This is a genomic window from Mesorhizobium carmichaelinearum (genome assembly GCF_900199455.1).
Classification (GTDB): Bacteria; Pseudomonadota; Alphaproteobacteria; order Rhizobiales; family Rhizobiaceae; genus Mesorhizobium; species Mesorhizobium carmichaelinearum.
Genome location: NZ_FZQR01000004.1, coordinates 632,458 through 647,912 on the forward strand (window position 1 = coordinate 632,458; position 15,455 = coordinate 647,912).

General features: G+C 60.4%; 17 protein-coding genes and 1 pseudogene. 7 read left to right on the top strand and 11 right to left on the bottom strand.

Translation table 11 applies throughout. The annotated features are described in order from the left end of the window. The first annotated feature begins 25 nt into the window (after positions 1 to 25). Complete coding sequence (locus CKW40_RS12940) at positions 26 to 1,093, top strand: BMP family ABC transporter substrate-binding protein (protein ID WP_069092151.1); 1,068 nt, start codon at positions 26 to 28, stop codon at positions 1,091 to 1,093. Positions 1,094 to 1,170: 77 nt separating this feature from the next. Here CKW40_RS12940 and rimO read toward each other — a convergent pair whose 3' ends face one another. From rimO to CKW40_RS12965, 5 genes are all read right to left on the bottom strand, one after another. After that, positions 1,171 to 2,484 (bottom strand): 30S ribosomal protein S12 methylthiotransferase RimO, encoded by a 1,314-nt coding sequence (rimO, locus tag CKW40_RS12945; protein WP_095200235.1) that lies wholly within the window; start codon positions 2,482 to 2,484, stop codon positions 1,171 to 1,173. 164 nt (positions 2,485 to 2,648) lie between these two features. Further along, positions 2,649 to 3,335: a TerC family protein gene (locus CKW40_RS12950; protein ID WP_095200236.1), complete on the bottom strand. Its 687-nt coding sequence runs from the start codon at positions 3,333 to 3,335 to the stop codon at positions 2,649 to 2,651. A 185-nt stretch (positions 3,336 to 3,520) separates the two neighbouring features. Continuing rightward, on the bottom strand, positions 3,521 to 3,928 hold the full coding sequence (locus tag CKW40_RS12955; protein ID WP_179297938.1) for a DUF930 domain-containing protein: 408 nt from the start codon (positions 3,926 to 3,928) through the stop codon (positions 3,521 to 3,523). Between the two features lie 56 nt (positions 3,929 to 3,984). Next, the gene (locus tag CKW40_RS12960; protein WP_095200237.1) at positions 3,985 to 4,683 is read right to left on the bottom strand and encodes a DUF2161 domain-containing phosphodiesterase; all 699 of its coding nucleotides are present in this window, start codon (positions 4,681 to 4,683) and stop codon (positions 3,985 to 3,987) included. A gap of 50 nt (positions 4,684 to 4,733) precedes the next feature. After that, complete coding sequence (locus CKW40_RS12965; protein ID WP_095200238.1) at positions 4,734 to 5,531, bottom strand: sterol desaturase family protein; 798 nt, start codon at positions 5,529 to 5,531, stop codon at positions 4,734 to 4,736. A 335-nt stretch (positions 5,532 to 5,866) separates the two neighbouring features. Between CKW40_RS12965 and CKW40_RS12970 the strand changes: the two genes are divergently transcribed. Beyond that, a complete protein-coding gene (locus CKW40_RS12970; protein ID WP_095200239.1) occupies positions 5,867 to 6,100 on the top strand; it encodes a hypothetical protein in 234 nt (77 codons plus the stop codon). A gap of 248 nt (positions 6,101 to 6,348) precedes the next feature. On the opposite strand, the gene CKW40_RS12975 is transcribed toward CKW40_RS12970, so the two are convergent. Both CKW40_RS12975 and CKW40_RS12980 read right to left on the bottom strand, forming a co-directional pair. After that, a complete protein-coding gene (locus CKW40_RS12975; protein WP_095200240.1) occupies positions 6,349 to 7,104 on the bottom strand; it encodes a glycosyltransferase family 25 protein in 756 nt (251 codons plus the stop codon). 217 nt (positions 7,105 to 7,321) lie between these two features. Further along, complete coding sequence (locus CKW40_RS12980; protein WP_095200241.1) at positions 7,322 to 7,606, bottom strand: hypothetical protein; 285 nt, start codon at positions 7,604 to 7,606, stop codon at positions 7,322 to 7,324. Positions 7,607 to 7,706: 100 nt separating this feature from the next. Here CKW40_RS12980 and CKW40_RS12985 point away from each other — a divergent pair, with 100 nt between their 5' ends. Then, positions 7,707 to 8,984 (top strand): tyrosine-type recombinase/integrase, encoded by a 1,278-nt coding sequence (locus CKW40_RS12985; protein ID WP_095200242.1) that lies wholly within the window; start codon positions 7,707 to 7,709, stop codon positions 8,982 to 8,984. Positions 8,985 to 9,299: 315 nt separating this feature from the next. Here CKW40_RS12985 and CKW40_RS12990 read toward each other — a convergent pair whose 3' ends face one another. Beyond that, positions 9,300 to 9,512: a helix-turn-helix domain-containing protein gene (locus CKW40_RS12990; protein ID WP_095200243.1), complete on the bottom strand. Its 213-nt coding sequence runs from the start codon at positions 9,510 to 9,512 to the stop codon at positions 9,300 to 9,302. A 158-nt stretch (positions 9,513 to 9,670) separates the two neighbouring features. Here CKW40_RS12990 and CKW40_RS12995 point away from each other — a divergent pair, with 158 nt between their 5' ends. Next, positions 9,671 to 10,345 carry a hypothetical protein gene (locus tag CKW40_RS12995; protein ID WP_095200244.1) on the top strand — a complete coding sequence of 225 codons (675 nt, stop codon included), beginning with the start codon at positions 9,671 to 9,673 and terminating at the stop codon, positions 10,343 to 10,345. Between the two features lie 133 nt (positions 10,346 to 10,478). Here CKW40_RS12995 and CKW40_RS13000 read toward each other — a convergent pair whose 3' ends face one another. Continuing rightward, positions 10,479 to 10,691 carry a helix-turn-helix transcriptional regulator gene (locus tag CKW40_RS13000; RefSeq protein WP_095200245.1) on the bottom strand — a complete coding sequence of 71 codons (213 nt, stop codon included), beginning with the start codon at positions 10,689 to 10,691 and terminating at the stop codon, positions 10,479 to 10,481. A gap of 129 nt (positions 10,692 to 10,820) precedes the next feature. Continuing rightward, positions 10,821 to 13,868, bottom strand: coding sequence for a Ti-type conjugative transfer relaxase TraA (traA, locus tag CKW40_RS13005; RefSeq protein ID WP_095200246.1), 3,048 nt, complete (start codon positions 13,866 to 13,868; stop codon positions 10,821 to 10,823). A gap of 181 nt (positions 13,869 to 14,049) precedes the next feature. Between traA and CKW40_RS13010 the strand changes: the two genes are divergently transcribed. Genes CKW40_RS13010 through CKW40_RS13020 form a run of 3 tightly spaced genes read left to right on the top strand, consistent with a single transcriptional unit; the run spans position 14,050 to position 14,923 of the window. Then, positions 14,050 to 14,376: a conjugal transfer protein TraD gene (locus CKW40_RS13010; RefSeq protein WP_179297940.1), complete on the top strand. Its 327-nt coding sequence runs from the start codon at positions 14,050 to 14,052 to the stop codon at positions 14,374 to 14,376. A 1-nt stretch (position 14,377) separates the two neighbouring features. Then, positions 14,378 to 14,641 carry a conjugal transfer protein TraD gene (locus tag CKW40_RS13015; RefSeq protein WP_095200248.1) on the top strand — a complete coding sequence of 88 codons (264 nt, stop codon included), beginning with the start codon at positions 14,378 to 14,380 and terminating at the stop codon, positions 14,639 to 14,641. Positions 14,642 to 14,644: 3 nt separating this feature from the next. Next, complete coding sequence (locus tag CKW40_RS13020; RefSeq protein WP_095200249.1) at positions 14,645 to 14,923, top strand: hypothetical protein; 279 nt, start codon at positions 14,645 to 14,647, stop codon at positions 14,921 to 14,923. 405 nt (positions 14,924 to 15,328) lie between these two features. On the opposite strand, the pseudogene CKW40_RS13025 reads toward CKW40_RS13020, so the two are convergent. Continuing rightward, positions 15,329 to 15,455: pseudogene (locus tag CKW40_RS13025) on the bottom strand (IS5/IS1182 family transposase); the annotation flags it as partial.

The window sequence follows — 15,455 nt, forward strand, 5'->3', positions numbered from 1 at the left end:
AGGCTTAACACAGAGAGGTAACACGATGAAAAAACTGCTTATTGCCCTGATGACGACGACAGCGGCATTGTCGCTGGCCGCGTCCGCAGAGGCTGCCGACAAGTTGAAGGCCTGCTGGGTCTATACCGGCCCGATCGGCGATTTCGGCTACTCCTACCAGCACGACCAGGGCCGGCTCGAAGTCGAGAAGGCACTCGGCGACAAGGTCGAGACCGCCTATCTGGAGAATGTCTCGGAAGGTCCCGATGCCGACCGTGCTTTCGAGCGCCTGGCGCGCGAAGGCTGCAAGCTCATCTTCGGCACCTCGTTCGGCTTCATGGATGCCGAGGTGAAGGTCGCCAAGAAATTCCCGAAAGTGATGTTCGAGCACGCCACCGGCTACAAGACCGGCGACAATCTCGGCATCTACAATGCCCGCTTCTATGAAGGCCGCTACGTGCTCGGCCAGATCGCCGCCAAGGAATCGAAGTCCGGCGTCGCCGGCTACATCGTCTCCTTCCCGATTCCCGAAGTGGTGATGGGCATCAACTCGTTCATGCTCGGCGCGCAGTCGATCAATCCAAACTTCAAGGCCAAGATCGTCTGGGTCAATTCGTGGTTCGATCCGGGCAAGGAAGCCGACGCCGCCAAGGCGCTGTTCGACCAGGGCGCCGACATCATCGTCCAGCACACCGATTCGACCGCCGCCCTGCAGGTCGCCGAGGAGCGCAAGCTGCACGGCTTCGGCCAGTCGTCCGACATGATCAAGTTCGCGCCCAACGCGCAGCTGACCTCGCTCACGGACGAATGGGGCCCTTACTATATCAGCCGCGTGCAGGCAGCCATCGACGGCACCTGGAAGCCGGACAATGTCTGGCTCGGCATCAAGGACGGCGCGGTCAAGCTCGCGCCCTACACCAACATGCCCGACGACGTGAAGGCGATGGCCGAGGCGACCGAGAAGAAGATCGCCGGCGGCTGGAACCCCTTCACCGGACCGATCGCCAAGCAGGACGGCTCGGCATGGCTGAAGGACGGCGAAGTCGCCGACGACGGCACGCTGCTCGGCATGAACTTTTACGTCAAGGGCGTCGACGACAAGCTGCCGCAATAAGCGGCGCACCACATCTCGAATAGGAAAGGGCGCCGCGAGGCGCCCTTTTCATTTGCCTGGAGAACCCGACGAACGGCTCAGACCGCCGAGCCGTAGAGATCATAAGCGTCGGCGCGCTCGATCTTGACGGTGACGATGTCGCCGGCACGCATCGGGCGGCGCGACTGGATGTGGACCGAGCCGTCGATCTCCGGCGCATCATATTTGGTGCGGCCCTTCGCCGATGTGCCATGCGCTTCATCGATCAGCACCGGCAGGCGCTTGCCGACCTTCTTGGCCAGCTGCGTCGCCGAAATCTTCTGCTGGCGCTGCATGAAGCGGTGCCAGCGTGCTTCCTTGACCTCCTGCGGAACCTGCTCGAGGCCGAGGTCGTTGGAACGGGCGCCCTTGACCGGTTCGTATTTGAAGCAGCCGGCGCGATCGATCTTGGCCTCGTCCAGCCAGTCGAGCAGCATCTCGAAATCCTCGTCCGTCTCGCCGGGGAAGCCGACGATGAAGGTCGAGCGGATGGCGAGATCGGGGCACACATCACGCCACCCGCGGATGCGCTCCAGTGTCTTTTCGCCATGCGCCGGCCGGCGCATGTTTTTCAGCACTTGCGGGGAGGCATGCTGGAACGGGATGTCGAGATACGGAAGGATCTTGCCGTCGGCCATCAGCGGGATGACGTCGGCAACATGCGGGTAGGGGTAGACATAGTGCATGCGCACCCAGATGCCGAGCTTTCCCAGTTCCTCGGACAGATCGAGGAACTTCGCGCGCACTTCACGGTCACCGAACATGGACGTCTGGTATTTGACGTCTATGCCGTAGGCGCTGGTGTCCTGCGAGATGACGAGCAGTTCCTTGACGCCGGCCTTGGCCAGTTTTTCGGCTTCGCGCAGCACATCGGCTGCCGGGCGCGAAACGAGATCGCCACGCAGGGCGGGAATGATGCAGAAGGTGCAGCGGTTGTTGCAGCCTTCCGAAATCTTGAGATAGGCATAGTGGCGCGGCGTCAGCTTGACGCCCTGTGGTGGCAGGAGATCGATGTAGGGGTCGTGCGAAGGAGGCGCCGCCTCATGCACGGCCGCCATCACGCTCTCATAGGCCTGCGGCCCGGTGATCGCCAGCACATTGGGGTGCTTTTCGCGGATCACGTCCGGCTCGGCGCCGAGGCAGCCGGTGACGATGACCCTGCCGTTTTCCGAAAGCGCGGAACCGATGGCGTTGAGCGACTCGTCGCGGGCGGAATCCAGGAAACCGCAGGTGTTGACGACGACGAGATCGGCGCCGTCATGTTTGCGGGCGATCTCGTAGCCTTCAGCGCGCAGGCGCGTGATAATGCGCTCGGAATCCACGAGCGCCTTCGGGCATCCAAGGCTGACGAAACTGACGCGAGGGGCGGACATAGGCAAGTTTCCAATGGGGGCACGGGCCGAAACGCTGGTCCGGCCTCAAATCGTTGTAAATGTCGGTCTGTGGCGCGTGGCAGGAGCCAATACGCGCGGCGCAATAGCATGGGTTGCACAATCAAGCAAACCGGCCGGCCGGCTGGTCGGCACCATCGAGGGGCTCAGTGGCCTCCGGAACCGAACCAGGGTGCCAGGAAAGCGAAGTGCTCGGGGAATTGCTGCACGGCCCCGTCAAGCAGCATCTTGACCGCGACATAGAGAATGATCGCCAGGCCGATATAGGCAATCCAGCGGTATTTGTGCAGCAGGCGCGCGACAAACGATGCGGCAAAGCCCATCAGGGCGATCGACAGGGCCAGTCCGATGATCAGCACGGTTGGATGGTTCATGGCCGCGCCGGCCACGGCCAGCACATTGTCGAGCGACATCGACACGTCGGCGATGACGATCTGCCAGGCGGCCTGCGAAAAGGTCTTGCCCGATCCCTTGCCGCCAATAACCCCGTCCTTGTCGAAGTCGCCATTCGACAGCGCTTCGGTGGCATCGCGCTCCTGCTCATGGGTGACACGCAATTCGCGCCACATCTTCCAGCACACCCACAGCAAAAGCAGGCCGCCGGCGATCAGCAGCATCGGGCCAATGGTCAGTAGCCATTGCGTGATCAGGGCGAAGAAAATGCGAAGAACGGTGGCAGCCGCGATGCCAACGAGAATGGCCTGCTTGCGCTGGGCGGCCGGCAGGCCGGCCGCGGCGAGGCCGATGACAATGGCATTGTCGCCCGCGAGCGCGAGGTCGATGGCGATGACCTGAAAAAGAGCCGATATGCCCGCGGCGGTAAATATTTCCATCGACCTGGAAGCCCTTCGCCGAGTGTTCGTTGTCGATTGTCCAGACGGGCCTAAAGGCATGGTCCGCTGGCGTCAAGACGCTGCGACAGACAACACTGGAAAACCACTTTCGTGGCAGGGGTTTTACAGGGGATTTTCAGCCGCCGCCGGCGCGTGAGCCGAAGCGGACGAGCGCCCGCGAAAAACTAATCGTAGAGATTGTACTTCGCCCAGTCGGCTTCCGGAATCTCGTCGCCGATCCGGTAGCGCAGCTGCAGGACCTCCATATGGTCCGGCCCGGTCTGGCATTTGAACTTCAGCCGGTACCACTGTCCCTTGCTGCGGAACGCCGCACCAGGGCTCCTGATCGCATCGGCGCTCATCTCGGGCGTCGCGAAGGCGTAGGCGACGACACGGTCGGCCTTGAACTTGCGGTCATCGTGAGTGATCCGGTCCAGAACTTCGGCATCACAGCGCTGCTCGAGGCGTGTTTGAGGATCGAGTTTCATCAGCCCGGCACGCAATGCGTTGTCCATCGCGCTGGCCGGGAGAGCCAGCGTCAGAGACGCAATGGCCATCATGCAGAGTGTCTTCATGGGCGGGACTAGCAGCATGTTTTGTCTGAAAAATCAACCAAGAGGGGCGCTTCATGCTCGGCAAGCCCCTGTATTCAGGGGGTCGGCGCAATCAAAATCTCGTGTCGAGCCTCATCGCGCGCGGCTTGCGGCCACCGAACCAGCGAGGCGCGGCCGGCATCGGTGAGATCGTAAAGGCCGCGGTCGACGCGCGCGAACCAGCCATAGACATTGTGCTGCAGGATTTTCGGCGCGATCGGCGTCAAGGCCTTCAGATCGCGCGGCCGTCTGGGTCCGTCAACCATCGCGGCGGCGCAAATGAGGGCGCTCTGGCGGTAGGCGGTCATGATCGGATTGCGCGATCCTCCGCCGGCGACAGGATCGCCGCGGCGGCGCTGGTGCTCGTCGACAAGGCGGGAGCGCTTCCGCGCGTTCCTGCGCGGTTCCGGCGCGGCAGGACTGACAAGCACTTCGACCTTGTCACTGGCTGTCACGCCAAGCACGCCAAAGCCAAGCCGGCGGCAGAGGTTGCGGAACCGGGCGTCGCTTTCGCGCCCCTTGCCCCGTGCCGACATGCGCGCCGCCAGCCAGACTTCGTCGCAAGCCGCCGCACGGTCGACACCTTGCAGCACCAGTTCCAGATTGAACTGCAGTTTCAGTTCACAGATGACGACCACCGGCGGCTCGCCCTCGCGCAGCGCGACGATGTCGCAGCCGCCGATTTCCCCCTTCACGACGAAGTCGAGACTTTCGAGGAACCGCTTCACCGGCGCATAGAGTGAGGTCTCGTTCATGCCTCAAGGCTTAGCCGATTCGACGCGAAAAGCCTTCCGGCTTCGGGGCGTCAGGCTTCGGTGCTCGGCACTGGACGATTCGATCGTTTCTCGCGGGGCAGGAGCGGATAGCTGACCTGCCCGAAATAGCTGGACGGGATCGGATCATCGACGCCGTATTTTTCCGGCACCTTGTTGCCGGTGGCATTGTAGGTGCCGAACACCATGTCGAGGACAGGCAATTGCCCGGCGAAGTTCTTGTCATAGGCTTCGCGCTGGTTGGCATGGTGCCAGCGATGGAACTGCGGGCTGGCGATCAGCCACTTCAACGGGCCGAACGGAATCCGCAGGTTCGAATGAACAAGCAGCGTGTGTCCAAAATAGATGGATGAAAAGACGGCGATCGAGGTTTCGGAGAATCCGAGGAGAAAGATCGGCGTCAGCGATATTGCCTTGGTGAGGATGGCGTCGACCGGGTGGGAGTGGAAGGCGCCGAGCCAATCCAGATCCTCGATGCCGTGGTGAACGGCATGGAATTTCCAAAGCGCCGGGATCTCGTGGAAGGCCCGGTGTGTCCAGTAGACGCCGATATCGGTGATCAAGATGATTTCCGCGACCTGCAGCCAGACAGGCTGGCCGCCAACGGCGTGCGTCATTGATTGCGGGACCAGGATCGCGGCGGCGTCGAGTGTGTTGGCCGCGATCAGAACGATGACTGCTTTTATGATGATGCCGTTGAACAGCACATAGATCAGATCGACACCCAGGCCCTTGCGGAGGGCCTTCTGGGGCCGTTCGTGGAACAGATGTTCGAACGGAATGAAGATCAACGCGGAGATCAACAGCGCCTTGATGCCAAATATGTCCATTCGCCCGCCTCTATGGCTTTGCCTGTGGCCAGCACCCACTCGCGCTTCAGCTTCCGGACAGAACCACAGTTCTCCTTTCCAAAGGCTTGATGCCGGTCTCCCAGTCCTCCTGACGACCGAGCCGGTGGTTCAGACCTTCACCAGTGTCACATCGGTGTCGCAACCAGGCGGTATCTCAGCATTGCGCGGTCGACGAACGCAGCGTGTGCCGCGCGTCCTCCCAAGACCAACCCCTCCGGTTCCCTGCCGGTGGGGTTTTCTATTTCATCTGCCATCTTGGCAGTCGCGAACTGTCCTTGCTATTGTGGCCTTCGGTCAGCACAGGACACCCCGTCATGGACGCAAGTGAATTGAGCGCGATCGGCGATACCCTCATGCGGATCGTCACGCCCGACATGTCACCCAAGCAGCTTGTCAAGGCAGCCCAGAAAGCCCACCCCAAGGCCTCGAAGAAGGACATCGCCAGAGCGGCCTTCTTTTCGATCATCGCCAATGCGGATCAGGACATCGGCAAGGCCAAGAACCTGCAGGCATTTGCCATCGCGGAACGTACCCAGCCGTCCGAATAGGCAATCGCCTAGCATTGCGCGGCCGGATCGAACGCCCCGACCAGTTCGCGGATCAGCGCCTGGATTCGCGCGGTCTTGTAGAGATCGGCATGGGCGCGGAGGGAGTGTCATCTATATCCACGTCTGCTGGACGGGCCATTTGCGAGGAGCTTAAAGGTTCCGCCGCTCACATTCCGGCCAGCGCCAGCCTCAGTCCTTGGACGGGAGAGGCAGGCGCGGTAGAGAATTTAATTGGTCATCGCCATCCGTTAGACGTTGCTGCCGCCCAGGCGCACAGCGTCAACTTTCTCTGCCGCTTGAAAAAAGGGCCTGTTGTGGAAGTACCAGAAAACGCGCGCAACCTCTGCTCTGCCCCTATCGATCATCCGCTTGTTGATGTGGACTCTCGGGGCAACTTGGACCAGGCTTTGGGGTATTTTGCCACCCAAGAAATGAGCCTGCATGCACAGAGCCGGGGTTAGCTGGTAAATTGTGTTTCGAGCAGCTGTCATCTGATTTGGGCTAAAGAGGGCAACGTCGACCGCCACCTTGGGGCGTTCAGTGCTGTTGAATAGCTTCTGCGCCGCTTTTTTGGAAACGACGTAACCGCATGCCCCTAAGTGCTGCCCCAGAAGCAACCGGGCTGAGTACGCTCCCGCAACGGCAAAGTGCTGGCTGCCCAGCCTCACTCGATTGAAGAATGTTTCGAGTTTAATGATGTCGGCATTTGGCGGGATCCAACTACTGTCAGCAAGAATCGACCCGGCGTCCTGGCTAAAAACAACATCGTCCTCGAATACGGCGCCGTATTCATCAGGGCCGTCTGCTATTATTTTCCAGCAGAGCCGATGACTGAGAAAACAACAAACCTCAGTCGCGGTGAGCGGGGGCGCTTCAAACGGGAGCCCTTCTTTCACATCGACCCCAGCTACGCGCTCGAAGGCTACCCCAATACGAGAAAATTCAGATTTGACGGCAGCAAGCCGATCAACTGACCGGTCAAGATTAATCACCAAACATTTCATCGTCGCCCCCCGCAACCTACAACTAAATTATAAGCAATATTGGCGCCGCTTCAGCGGCATATATGCTCCCAGTGGGGATCTATAACCGCAGCCAAGATGTTCCCGCAACCTTTGTTCGGCTCCAAAAATCGTAAACCCCGCAAGGATCAGCCAAGGACCGCAGCGCCTTTTATGCCGCTCTTCGCTCCCGCACTCGGGCGCGTTCGGCACCAGCCTTTCACCAGGCCAAGCCGCCGGCATCGAGGGCATCCTTGACGGTTTCCTGATCCATCGGGTTGGACGAGCCAGGACCCTGGCCTATGCCCTTGCTACCACTGTCCGCGAGATGGAATCGCACATGGTGCCGGTTCGGGAGGGTTTCCTGATGAAGGTCACGCAAATTGATTAGCGTATTCAAGTCGATAGCCAAATATCTGGCGGAGGGAGTGGCGGCCATATTGATTTGTCGCATCTTGTCGCGGGCCGTCCCAGTCGATAGAAATACGCAAAATATTTCAATCATGTAGCCTCAAGCGGCTATTGCTTAGCTGTCTCATGCTGTTGCAATCCGCCCTATCCAATGCCATTATTTTTGGCGGGTAAGATAATGGGTTTGGAAAGCTATGCCGAAAATTGCCAAGGAACTTTCAGCGCTCGCCGTCAAAAACTTGAAGCATCCCGGATTATCCGCATCGGGGAATGTTGTCCATGCCATTGGCGGTGTCGCTGGCCTCATGCTCCAGATAACGCCCCGTGGCGGCCGGTCGTGGCTTTTGCGCACCATGGTCAATGGCAAGCGCCGCGAAATGGGTCTCGGCGGACATGACGTGTCGTTGGGCGAGGCCCGCGAACGCGCCAGAACGATGAAAGCTAAAATCCGCGATCATGGTGTTGATCCGGTGCAAGAGAGGCGCGACCGTCGTAAGGCAGCGGACGCGGCGGCCAAGCGCCACCTACTATTCTGTGACGCCGTTGACAAATTTTTGGCCGATACGCTGGCGGAATTCAGGAACGAAAAACACCGGAAGCAGTGGCGCTCAACGCTCGATAATTACGTCATGCCTGTCATTGGGAATCTTGCCGTTTCCGAGGTGACCAAGCACCACTTGGTCGAAATCCTCAAACCAATCTGGACGACCAAGACCGAAACAGCCACACGCCTACGGCAGCGTATCGAACGTGTGTTGGATTGGGCGAAGGCGCATGGACACCGCGACGGCGATAATCCGGCGGCATGGAAAGGCAATCTTGCCGCCATGTTGTCGAAACCAAGCAAGGTCAAGGAATCCGAGAATCAACCCGCCATTCAGTTGAAAGACGCGCCCAAATGGTTTGCCGCGTTGCGCAAACGCGAAGGGACAGGAGCACGGGCGCTTGAATTCGTCACATTGACCGCCGGACGATCCGGCGAAGTGCGCGGCATGGAATGGCCGGAAATCGATTGGGACGCCAAATTGTGGATGGTCCCGGCTGCACGAATGAAGATGAAAAAGCCACTCACGGTTGCGCTGTCTGATGCTGCGCTAGCAATTCTGACCAGGATGAAAGAGGCGAAGACCGATAATAGCAAATATGTGTTCCCGGCGATCCGTGGCGGGATGCTGTCCGATATGACGCTATCGGCGACAATGAAGCGCATGCACGAAAGCGAAGTGGAAGCCGGGCGCGTTGGATGGCTGGACAAGCATTCTGGCCGTCCAGCGGTCCCCCACGGCTTGCGCTCGACATTCAGCGATTGGGCCGGCGAACTTTCGGACTATCCCCGCGACATGCGGGAATTCGCCCTGGCCCATGCCATCAACAGCGAAGTTGAAGCCGCGTACCGGCGCGAAACGATGGTTGAGAAACGCCGCGCCATGATGAGCGATTGGGCCGCGTTCTTGCGAGGTGACAAGCAATGACCGACGAAGCGTCAAACGAAGCAATGAACGCGCCCAGGGCGGCTTCCGAAGGCCGATTACAGCCTATTGATCGCCCGCATTGCCGACCAAGGCGTTGCGCTCGGCGCATCAATGAGCGCTTCCAGTCTGGTATCCAAGGGCAAAGTCCCCACAGTCGTTGTTGATCGGTAGAACTCTTCCGAAGGTCCAAGCAAAGGTGCACTCTTACCGGAAGGGCCTCGCTTTCAAGAGACCAAAACTTCCCAGACGCGGTGCTCCATTTCCCAAGTGATTGGGTGAAGGCAAGCGCTGATCAGCAGGATACTACCTGCCATGTTAATCGTCCAACCGACGAGAAAGTCGAACGCCCGGTCCCCCTCCATTCTCTGGGATAAAATCAATTCCCGCTGCCTCGAAGGCGGCACGAATAGCCTGAAGCGTTTTGGGCTTGAGACGATCGCCTTGTTCCAGACGGGTAATTGTTTGCGTTGCGACGCGCGCTACATCGGCCAGGTCCCGTATGCCCCAGCCAAGGGCTGCTCGAGCCATCCTGCATTGGATTGCGCATATTTCATCACTGGGTGATGATTTTTGTTGCCCGCTCACGTCTCGACCTGTAGTCTATAACCGCACAAAAAACGGCCGGAAAAGGTGCTGGAACACCAATTCCGACCTAACCGCAACCTAAGCTTTAGGGAGCTCGGATCATGGCTGATTCCGACAATAGCATGAGTTTGTCTTTCGTCACCCGGCGGCGCTTGCTGGCGGGCACGGCCACGGCCGCACTGGCATGGCCGTTCCAGGTAAGGTCGCGGGCCGCCGAATTGACGGGCGGTAGCGGCGCCACCGATCCGGCGCTTGTTTTGTGTGGGAACTGGCAGGATTTCCATGACGAGACACTGGCGTTGTGCCGCGAACAGCAAAGGTTGGAGACACACCTCGCTAGGACGGTCGGCTTTCCCTGCGCCAAGGTACGGCTTGCCGATGGTACGGAATTAACGCTCCATTCCATGGAAGGTCTGAACGATGCCTACTCTCCCGAAATTGAAGTCGAATGGGGCAGGGCGGTTGCCGACTTCGCGGCACACCAGGCGCGTTGGGATGCCGCCGATGCTGAGATCGGCTATTCGAGAGCAGACCAATTGATACGGCAATCCGAAACAGCCGAACACGACCTTCTGGATAGTCTACCGCAGACGGCGGCTACCTCCATGGAGGGCATTTTAGCTAAGTTGCTCGTTATCCTGCATGACGGTGAGCATTGGGAACGTCCCGCCGATTTCCCCTGGCCGCATATCCGCTCGGTGCTGGATGACCTCGCCCGCCACCATAAATATCGATCCGGCGATGATCGCCGGATCGATCGGGCAACCATTAGTTGACGGCCCTTATAGGCGGTGAGGAAGCAGTCTGCTTCGAAGGAAGCCGGATCGGTGGCCGCCCGTCACGGCCGCGTCCGCTTCGCTGTGACGTCTCGACGAAGGCCAGCTTTCCGCGCTGTGTGCATCACCCTCATCACAACTTGTCGCCCTCGTCTTGTGGACGCCATGAAACGGGACTGGTAATCCAGCGACTGATGTCGGATTCATGCCATCCTGCACCGTGGATACTGATCTGGATCTGGCGTGGGAAGGTGCCTTCGGCGATCTTGCGATAGATCGTGGACCGAGACAGACCGGTCCGGAAAAGGACGGTTTTCAGGCGGATGATCCGGTCTGGTTCAGGCATGGTCGCACTGCCTCTTGCTGGCTGGTTCTGATTGCTCCTGATCCAGAGAGGACAGACACTTACGGGCGCGCAAGAGGGTTTTCCGGGTCGTCTTGCCCCGGCGTGGAAACGGCGGCGAATCGGACGTATTCAGATTCCAATGCCACGGCCTCTGCCGATGCCGTGGCTGAATGCGAGTTCCGTAGCGAGGCTACGGCCGGAATCGGTATGAATGCCAAGATCGCGTTTGCGATTGGCAAGGAGGGATTCCAGTTGAGGATCGCGTTCGAGGCTTTTGGCCATGTCACCCATCGCCAATCGGGTTGACTTGTAACCGGACATGTCGCCGACCCGGTATTGGTGCTGGCTCGTCCGGTCGAGCTGTTGCCAGCGTTCCACAAAACGGTCGGCGCGGAGGCTCGGATCGGTGTTCAGTCCTGCGCGGATTTCCGTTTCAAGCTGGAGAGCCAGGACAATGCGGTTGACCCGGCCGGCCGTCGCTTCACGAACCATCTCAGGGTTCTTGACATAAGCCGCTTCGGCATCGCGCCAGCCATGGGGCCGAACCTTCTCGAAAGCGCTGCGGGCATCTCGCAATTCTCGCATCTGCTCGGGACTGCCCTGGCCATCCGCATCTCCCGTGCGCAGGATCGCGTCGAGCGCACGCGCGTGACGCACAAGCGCCTTCGTGCGAGCGCTGCGCAACACCGCTTCCTTGTCTGCCGGCACATCCGTGTCGCGCTGCGCTTCCTTGGCGGAGGCTTCTCTTCCAAGTGCGGGGCCGGCAGCTCCAATTTGCGCGCCAACATCTTCTCTTCCCGGCCTTTGCCCACGGACCTGCATGGGCTCGCCGACTCCCGGAGAGCGCAACCCATCCAGCAACCCGCCGATCCTGTCGCGCAGCGTCTCCGGAACGATCCGGCGCACGATCTCGACGACACGCTCGCGGAAGGTGATGCCGCGCCGCTCGGCATAGGACTGCGCCGGGTCGACTTGACCGTAATCCGACGCCATGTCCTTGGCGCGGTCGCGAGACAGGGCGCGGACCAGCCGTTCGCGGGTCGCGAAGTCATCGGCGCCGTAATGCAGCTCCATCCCGTCTCGATGCCGTGACAGGGCAACATAGCTGCCGTGCGCATCCATCCCTGGCGTTGCCAGGACATGGGTGCGGTCGACTGTCATGCCCTGCGCCTTGTGAATGGTCGCGGCATAGCCATGGTCAATGTGGGCATAGTCTTTCAGGTCAAAGCGCACCGACCTGCCGTCGTCGGTGCGCACGGCCATGCTCTGTGTGCTGACCTCTTCGATCACACCAAGCGTGCCGTTCTTGACGCCAAGTCCGCGCTCGTTGCGCAGGAACATGACCCGGTCGCCGCTTGCGAAGTTCCTTGCACCGCGTTCGACATTTACCTGAACATCGTCGCCGAGATCGCCGGCGACGCGCATGCGCTCACGCGCTGCCTGGTTGAGCGCGAGCACTTCGTCATTTGTGTGGGTGAGAATGATCCGGGTGGTATCTGGCTGCGATTGCCTGTCGCGATCCCAGCGTTCGACCAGATCGCTGCGCGCCTCGTCGCGCGTCGCGGCCTGATGCACCATGCCTTGCGTGTCATAGGCGCTGATCGCAGCGCCGATCCTTCCAGTTGCCAGATCGCGCGTGGCGTCACGCTGCCAGTCTTCGCGCTGCCGACGCACCTGGCCGATTTCGACGCCGCCATGGTGCTCATGGATCGAGCGGAATGCAGCGCCGGCTTCGATCGCCTGCAACTGCTGCGGATCGCCGACGAGGACGACTTTCGCGCCAACGTCCGCCGCATGGGAGAGCACGCGCTCCAACTGGCGCGTGCCGACCATGCCGGCCTCGTCGATCACCAGGACATCGCGGGCGGTGAGCAGGTCGCGGCCCTGTCCCCAACTGTGTTCCATGCTGGCGATGGTGCGCGACGAGATGCTTGATCCGCGTTCGAGATTCTCGGCCGCAATACCGGAAAGGGCCGCGCCTCGAACCTCATAGCCTGCGGCTGCCCACGCCTGGCGCGCAACGCCCAGCATTGCACTCTTGCCGGTTCCGGCAAAGCCGATGACGACACCTAGATCGCGACCATCGGTGATGTGATCCAGTGCATCAGCCTGCTCACCTGACAGGATCAGGCCGCGTTGTGTTGCCAGCGCCAGGGCTGCCTCGCGATGTGTATCACTCACCGCATGACTCTCCTGTCCGGCCATGCGTTCCGCCGCGCGATGCAGGCGCTGTTCGGTCTGGATCATCTGCCGGGTGGTGAAGCGGTCTTCGCCGCGTCCGTCCTTGCCGAGTTCGACCAGATCAGGCGCGTTGCCGATGGCTGCCATCACCGCGTTGAACTGCTCCATTCCGTCGCTGTGCCGATGCGAGAACTTCGCAATATCTTTTCGGGTGAAGGTCGATTGCTGATGCGTGATGGCATCCAGCGCCACGGATGGATCCGCAATGATCCGCGCGCCATTGTTGCGCGCGATCTCGCGATGCAACTCGGCGCGATCTGCTTCAATACCGGCAGCGTCGAGGCCGCTGCCTTCAATGCGTTGCGCCGGTGCACCAATCTGGGTTTGCGGCTCCAGGGCAATGCCCTGCGCTTCCAGACTGCGATGATCTATGCGCGCGTCGATGTCGAGTTCGGCAAGCCGCTCATTGGCAAGCTCTGCCCATCGCTCGCGCCAGCGCTCGACAAGCTCGGTGCTGTTCCAGTCGCGAACCTTTGCGCCAAAGCCATCCTCGTCTACGGACCGCATGGTGAGCATGACATGAGCATGCGGCTTGGGGCTGCCATCCTCTGCCCTGTCCCAATGCACATTGAGATCGGCGACCATGCCCTTGCTGACAAACTCAGCCTCGACGAAGTCGCGCGCCAACTCGATGCCTTGCCCCTGGCTCAACTCGCGTGGAAGCGCGAATTCCACCTCGCGCGCGAGCTGCGCATCCTTGCGCACCTCGAACGCCTCGACATCGTTCCACAGCCTCTTGCGGTCGCGCCAGGCCTCCGGTGCATCCTGCGGCAACATCACCTCGGAATGGACGACACCGCGCTTGGCGGAGAAGTCATGGCTGCGTTCGATCCGTTCATCACGCAGCCGCGAGGCCGAGCGGTAGGCGGCGGACGCCACAGCGCTCGAGCCGGCCTTGCGGCCAATGACCTTGACGTGAAGATGATAGATCGCCATCGCGACCAAATCATTTGCACGCCAAAGCGTACGTCGGCACGACGTATAAGCGCGCCCTTCCTCGAAAAAATCTCGGGATGGACCGGCGCGTCCCAGACCGTTCCGGTAACACAAAAGCGTTTCGCAGGCCGCTCAACTATCATCCATCCATCGACAACTTGCACCAACGATGGAGACAGCGATGCGCAAACCTAGAGACTACGACGCCGAACTGAAGGCGCTGGAAAACAAGGCGCGAGAACTGAAAACCCGCAAGGTGCAGCGACTCGGCGAGCTGGTCATCGCCACCGAGGCCGACGCGCTCACCGCCGATGAACTGGCCGGCGCGCTGATTGTGCTGGCGGAAACAACCGACGCCGGAAAGAGGGAGGCATGGGCGAAGCGTGGCGCGGCGTTCTTTCAAGGCCGGTCGCGGCGACCCGCATCAGCACCTGACCGCGAACGCGGCGGCGCTCAAACGCAATCGGGCGGCGAGCAGCCGGCATCAGGCGGCACGGGCGCGGCATGACATGCGCAGTTGGCGGGTCGAGCGCCGCAAGCGCACGCGGCATCTGACCGAACTCGGCGGTCTCGTCGTCAAGGCGGGAATCGTGGACCTGACCTGCGATGACCGCGCCATGGTCTACGGCGCGCTGCTCTGGATCGCCGAAAAGCTCAAGAGCGAGGACGGCGCACATGCGCGGGGCCTGTGGACGAAGCTGGGGAACATGTCATTCGAGGCCGAACATGCAAATGCGCATAACAGATCGCAGACGCAGCAGGATCGGGCTTGACCAATGGCGGGCAGCGCGGAGACGTCAAATATCGCAGCGCTGCCTGCCCTCGCGCGTCGCCAGAAGGTCGTGGGCTTCTTCAAAGGCGAAGGACGGATATTCTTGCACAAATTCCCGCATCGTCCCAAGGCGCTGATTGTCGAACTGTGTGATTTCCTCATGGATAGCATTCGTCCGCACATGATCGGAACACTCGCGTACGATCGCTTCGATGATGCTGTCATCAAGTTTGATTGCGTCCGTTCTCGCTCATCCAGAAAATCGCCGGTAACGCAGCCGTGATATACGTTGGTGCCATCGGAGCCAAAGCGACCAATACCGATCAGCCCGTCGATCTTCCGGGTCGTAACCGTGCGCCCGTTTGCGACCAGGTGCATCTGATGCAGGCCGTCGAAATTGCCACTCGCGGCCTTGTCACAAACGAAACTTCCAAGAGACAAGGATCGACCCGAAATGTCCAACGACCACTTCAGGCAAATCTGATTTACGCCCGATCCTATGGATGTTCCCGACGGGATCTGTTGATCGAGCCGGTCCATTGCGCGATAGCCGCTTCCCAACCTTAAGCAAGGTCTTTCAGCCTGAAACAGCCGGCATCTGAATTCGGGCGCGCGCGATATGTGGATGGCGGCGTACGGGTCGAATGAAGCCGATCGTTGAACCGGGTCAAAACCACTGTGCAAGGTACTAGGACGTAGACTCATTACCGCGTAGCCAGATGCGGATTGTAACGAGCTTGAGGGCGGCAAGATAGTTCTCAGCCAGCTTGTCGTAGCGGGTGGCAATACGGCGGAACTGCTTGGCCTTATTGAAG

What these genes read in the sequence shown, in the direction of transcription:
- CKW40_RS12960 (WP_095200237.1), bottom strand. Translation starts at nt 4,683, where the DNA reads ATGAACGAGACCTCACTCTATGCGCCGGTGAAGCGGTTCCTCGAAAGT.
- CKW40_RS13000 (WP_095200245.1), bottom strand. Translation starts at nt 10,691, where the DNA reads ATGCCTGAACCAGACCGGATCATCCGCCTGAAAACCGTCCTTTTCCGG.
- CKW40_RS12990 (WP_095200243.1), bottom strand. Translation starts at nt 9,512, where the DNA reads ATGGCTCGAGCAGCCCTTGGCTGGGGCATACGGGACCTGGCCGATGTA.
- CKW40_RS12950 (WP_095200236.1), bottom strand. Translation starts at nt 3,335, where the DNA reads ATGGAAATATTTACCGCCGCGGGCATATCGGCTCTTTTTCAGGTCATC.
- CKW40_RS12965 (WP_095200238.1), bottom strand. Translation starts at nt 5,531, where the DNA reads ATGGACATATTTGGCATCAAGGCGCTGTTGATCTCCGCGTTGATCTTC.
- CKW40_RS12980 (WP_095200241.1), bottom strand. Translation starts at nt 7,606, where the DNA reads ATGATTGAAATATTTTGCGTATTTCTATCGACTGGGACGGCCCGCGAC.
- rimO (WP_095200235.1), bottom strand. Translation starts at nt 2,484, where the DNA reads ATGTCCGCCCCTCGCGTCAGTTTCGTCAGCCTTGGATGCCCGAAGGCG.
- traA (WP_095200246.1), bottom strand. Translation starts at nt 13,868, where the DNA reads ATGGCGATCTATCATCTTCACGTCAAGGTCATTGGCCGCAAGGCCGGC.
- CKW40_RS12995 (WP_095200244.1), top strand. Translation starts at nt 9,671, where the DNA reads ATGGCTGATTCCGACAATAGCATGAGTTTGTCTTTCGTCACCCGGCGG.
- CKW40_RS12975 (WP_095200240.1), bottom strand. Translation starts at nt 7,104, where the DNA reads ATGAAATGTTTGGTGATTAATCTTGACCGGTCAGTTGATCGGCTTGCT.
- CKW40_RS12940 (WP_069092151.1), top strand. Translation starts at nt 26, where the DNA reads ATGAAAAAACTGCTTATTGCCCTGATGACGACGACAGCGGCATTGTCG.
- CKW40_RS13010 (WP_179297940.1), top strand. Translation starts at nt 14,050, where the DNA reads ATGCGCAAACCTAGAGACTACGACGCCGAACTGAAGGCGCTGGAAAAC.
- CKW40_RS13015 (WP_095200248.1), top strand. Translation starts at nt 14,378, where the DNA reads ATGCGCAGTTGGCGGGTCGAGCGCCGCAAGCGCACGCGGCATCTGACC.
- CKW40_RS12955 (WP_179297938.1), bottom strand. Translation starts at nt 3,928, where the DNA reads ATGCTGCTAGTCCCGCCCATGAAGACACTCTGCATGATGGCCATTGCG.
- CKW40_RS13020 (WP_095200249.1), top strand. Translation starts at nt 14,645, where the DNA reads ATGGCGGGCAGCGCGGAGACGTCAAATATCGCAGCGCTGCCTGCCCTC.
- CKW40_RS12970 (WP_095200239.1), top strand. Translation starts at nt 5,867, where the DNA reads ATGGACGCAAGTGAATTGAGCGCGATCGGCGATACCCTCATGCGGATC.
- CKW40_RS12985 (WP_095200242.1), top strand. Translation starts at nt 7,707, where the DNA reads ATGCCGAAAATTGCCAAGGAACTTTCAGCGCTCGCCGTCAAAAACTTG.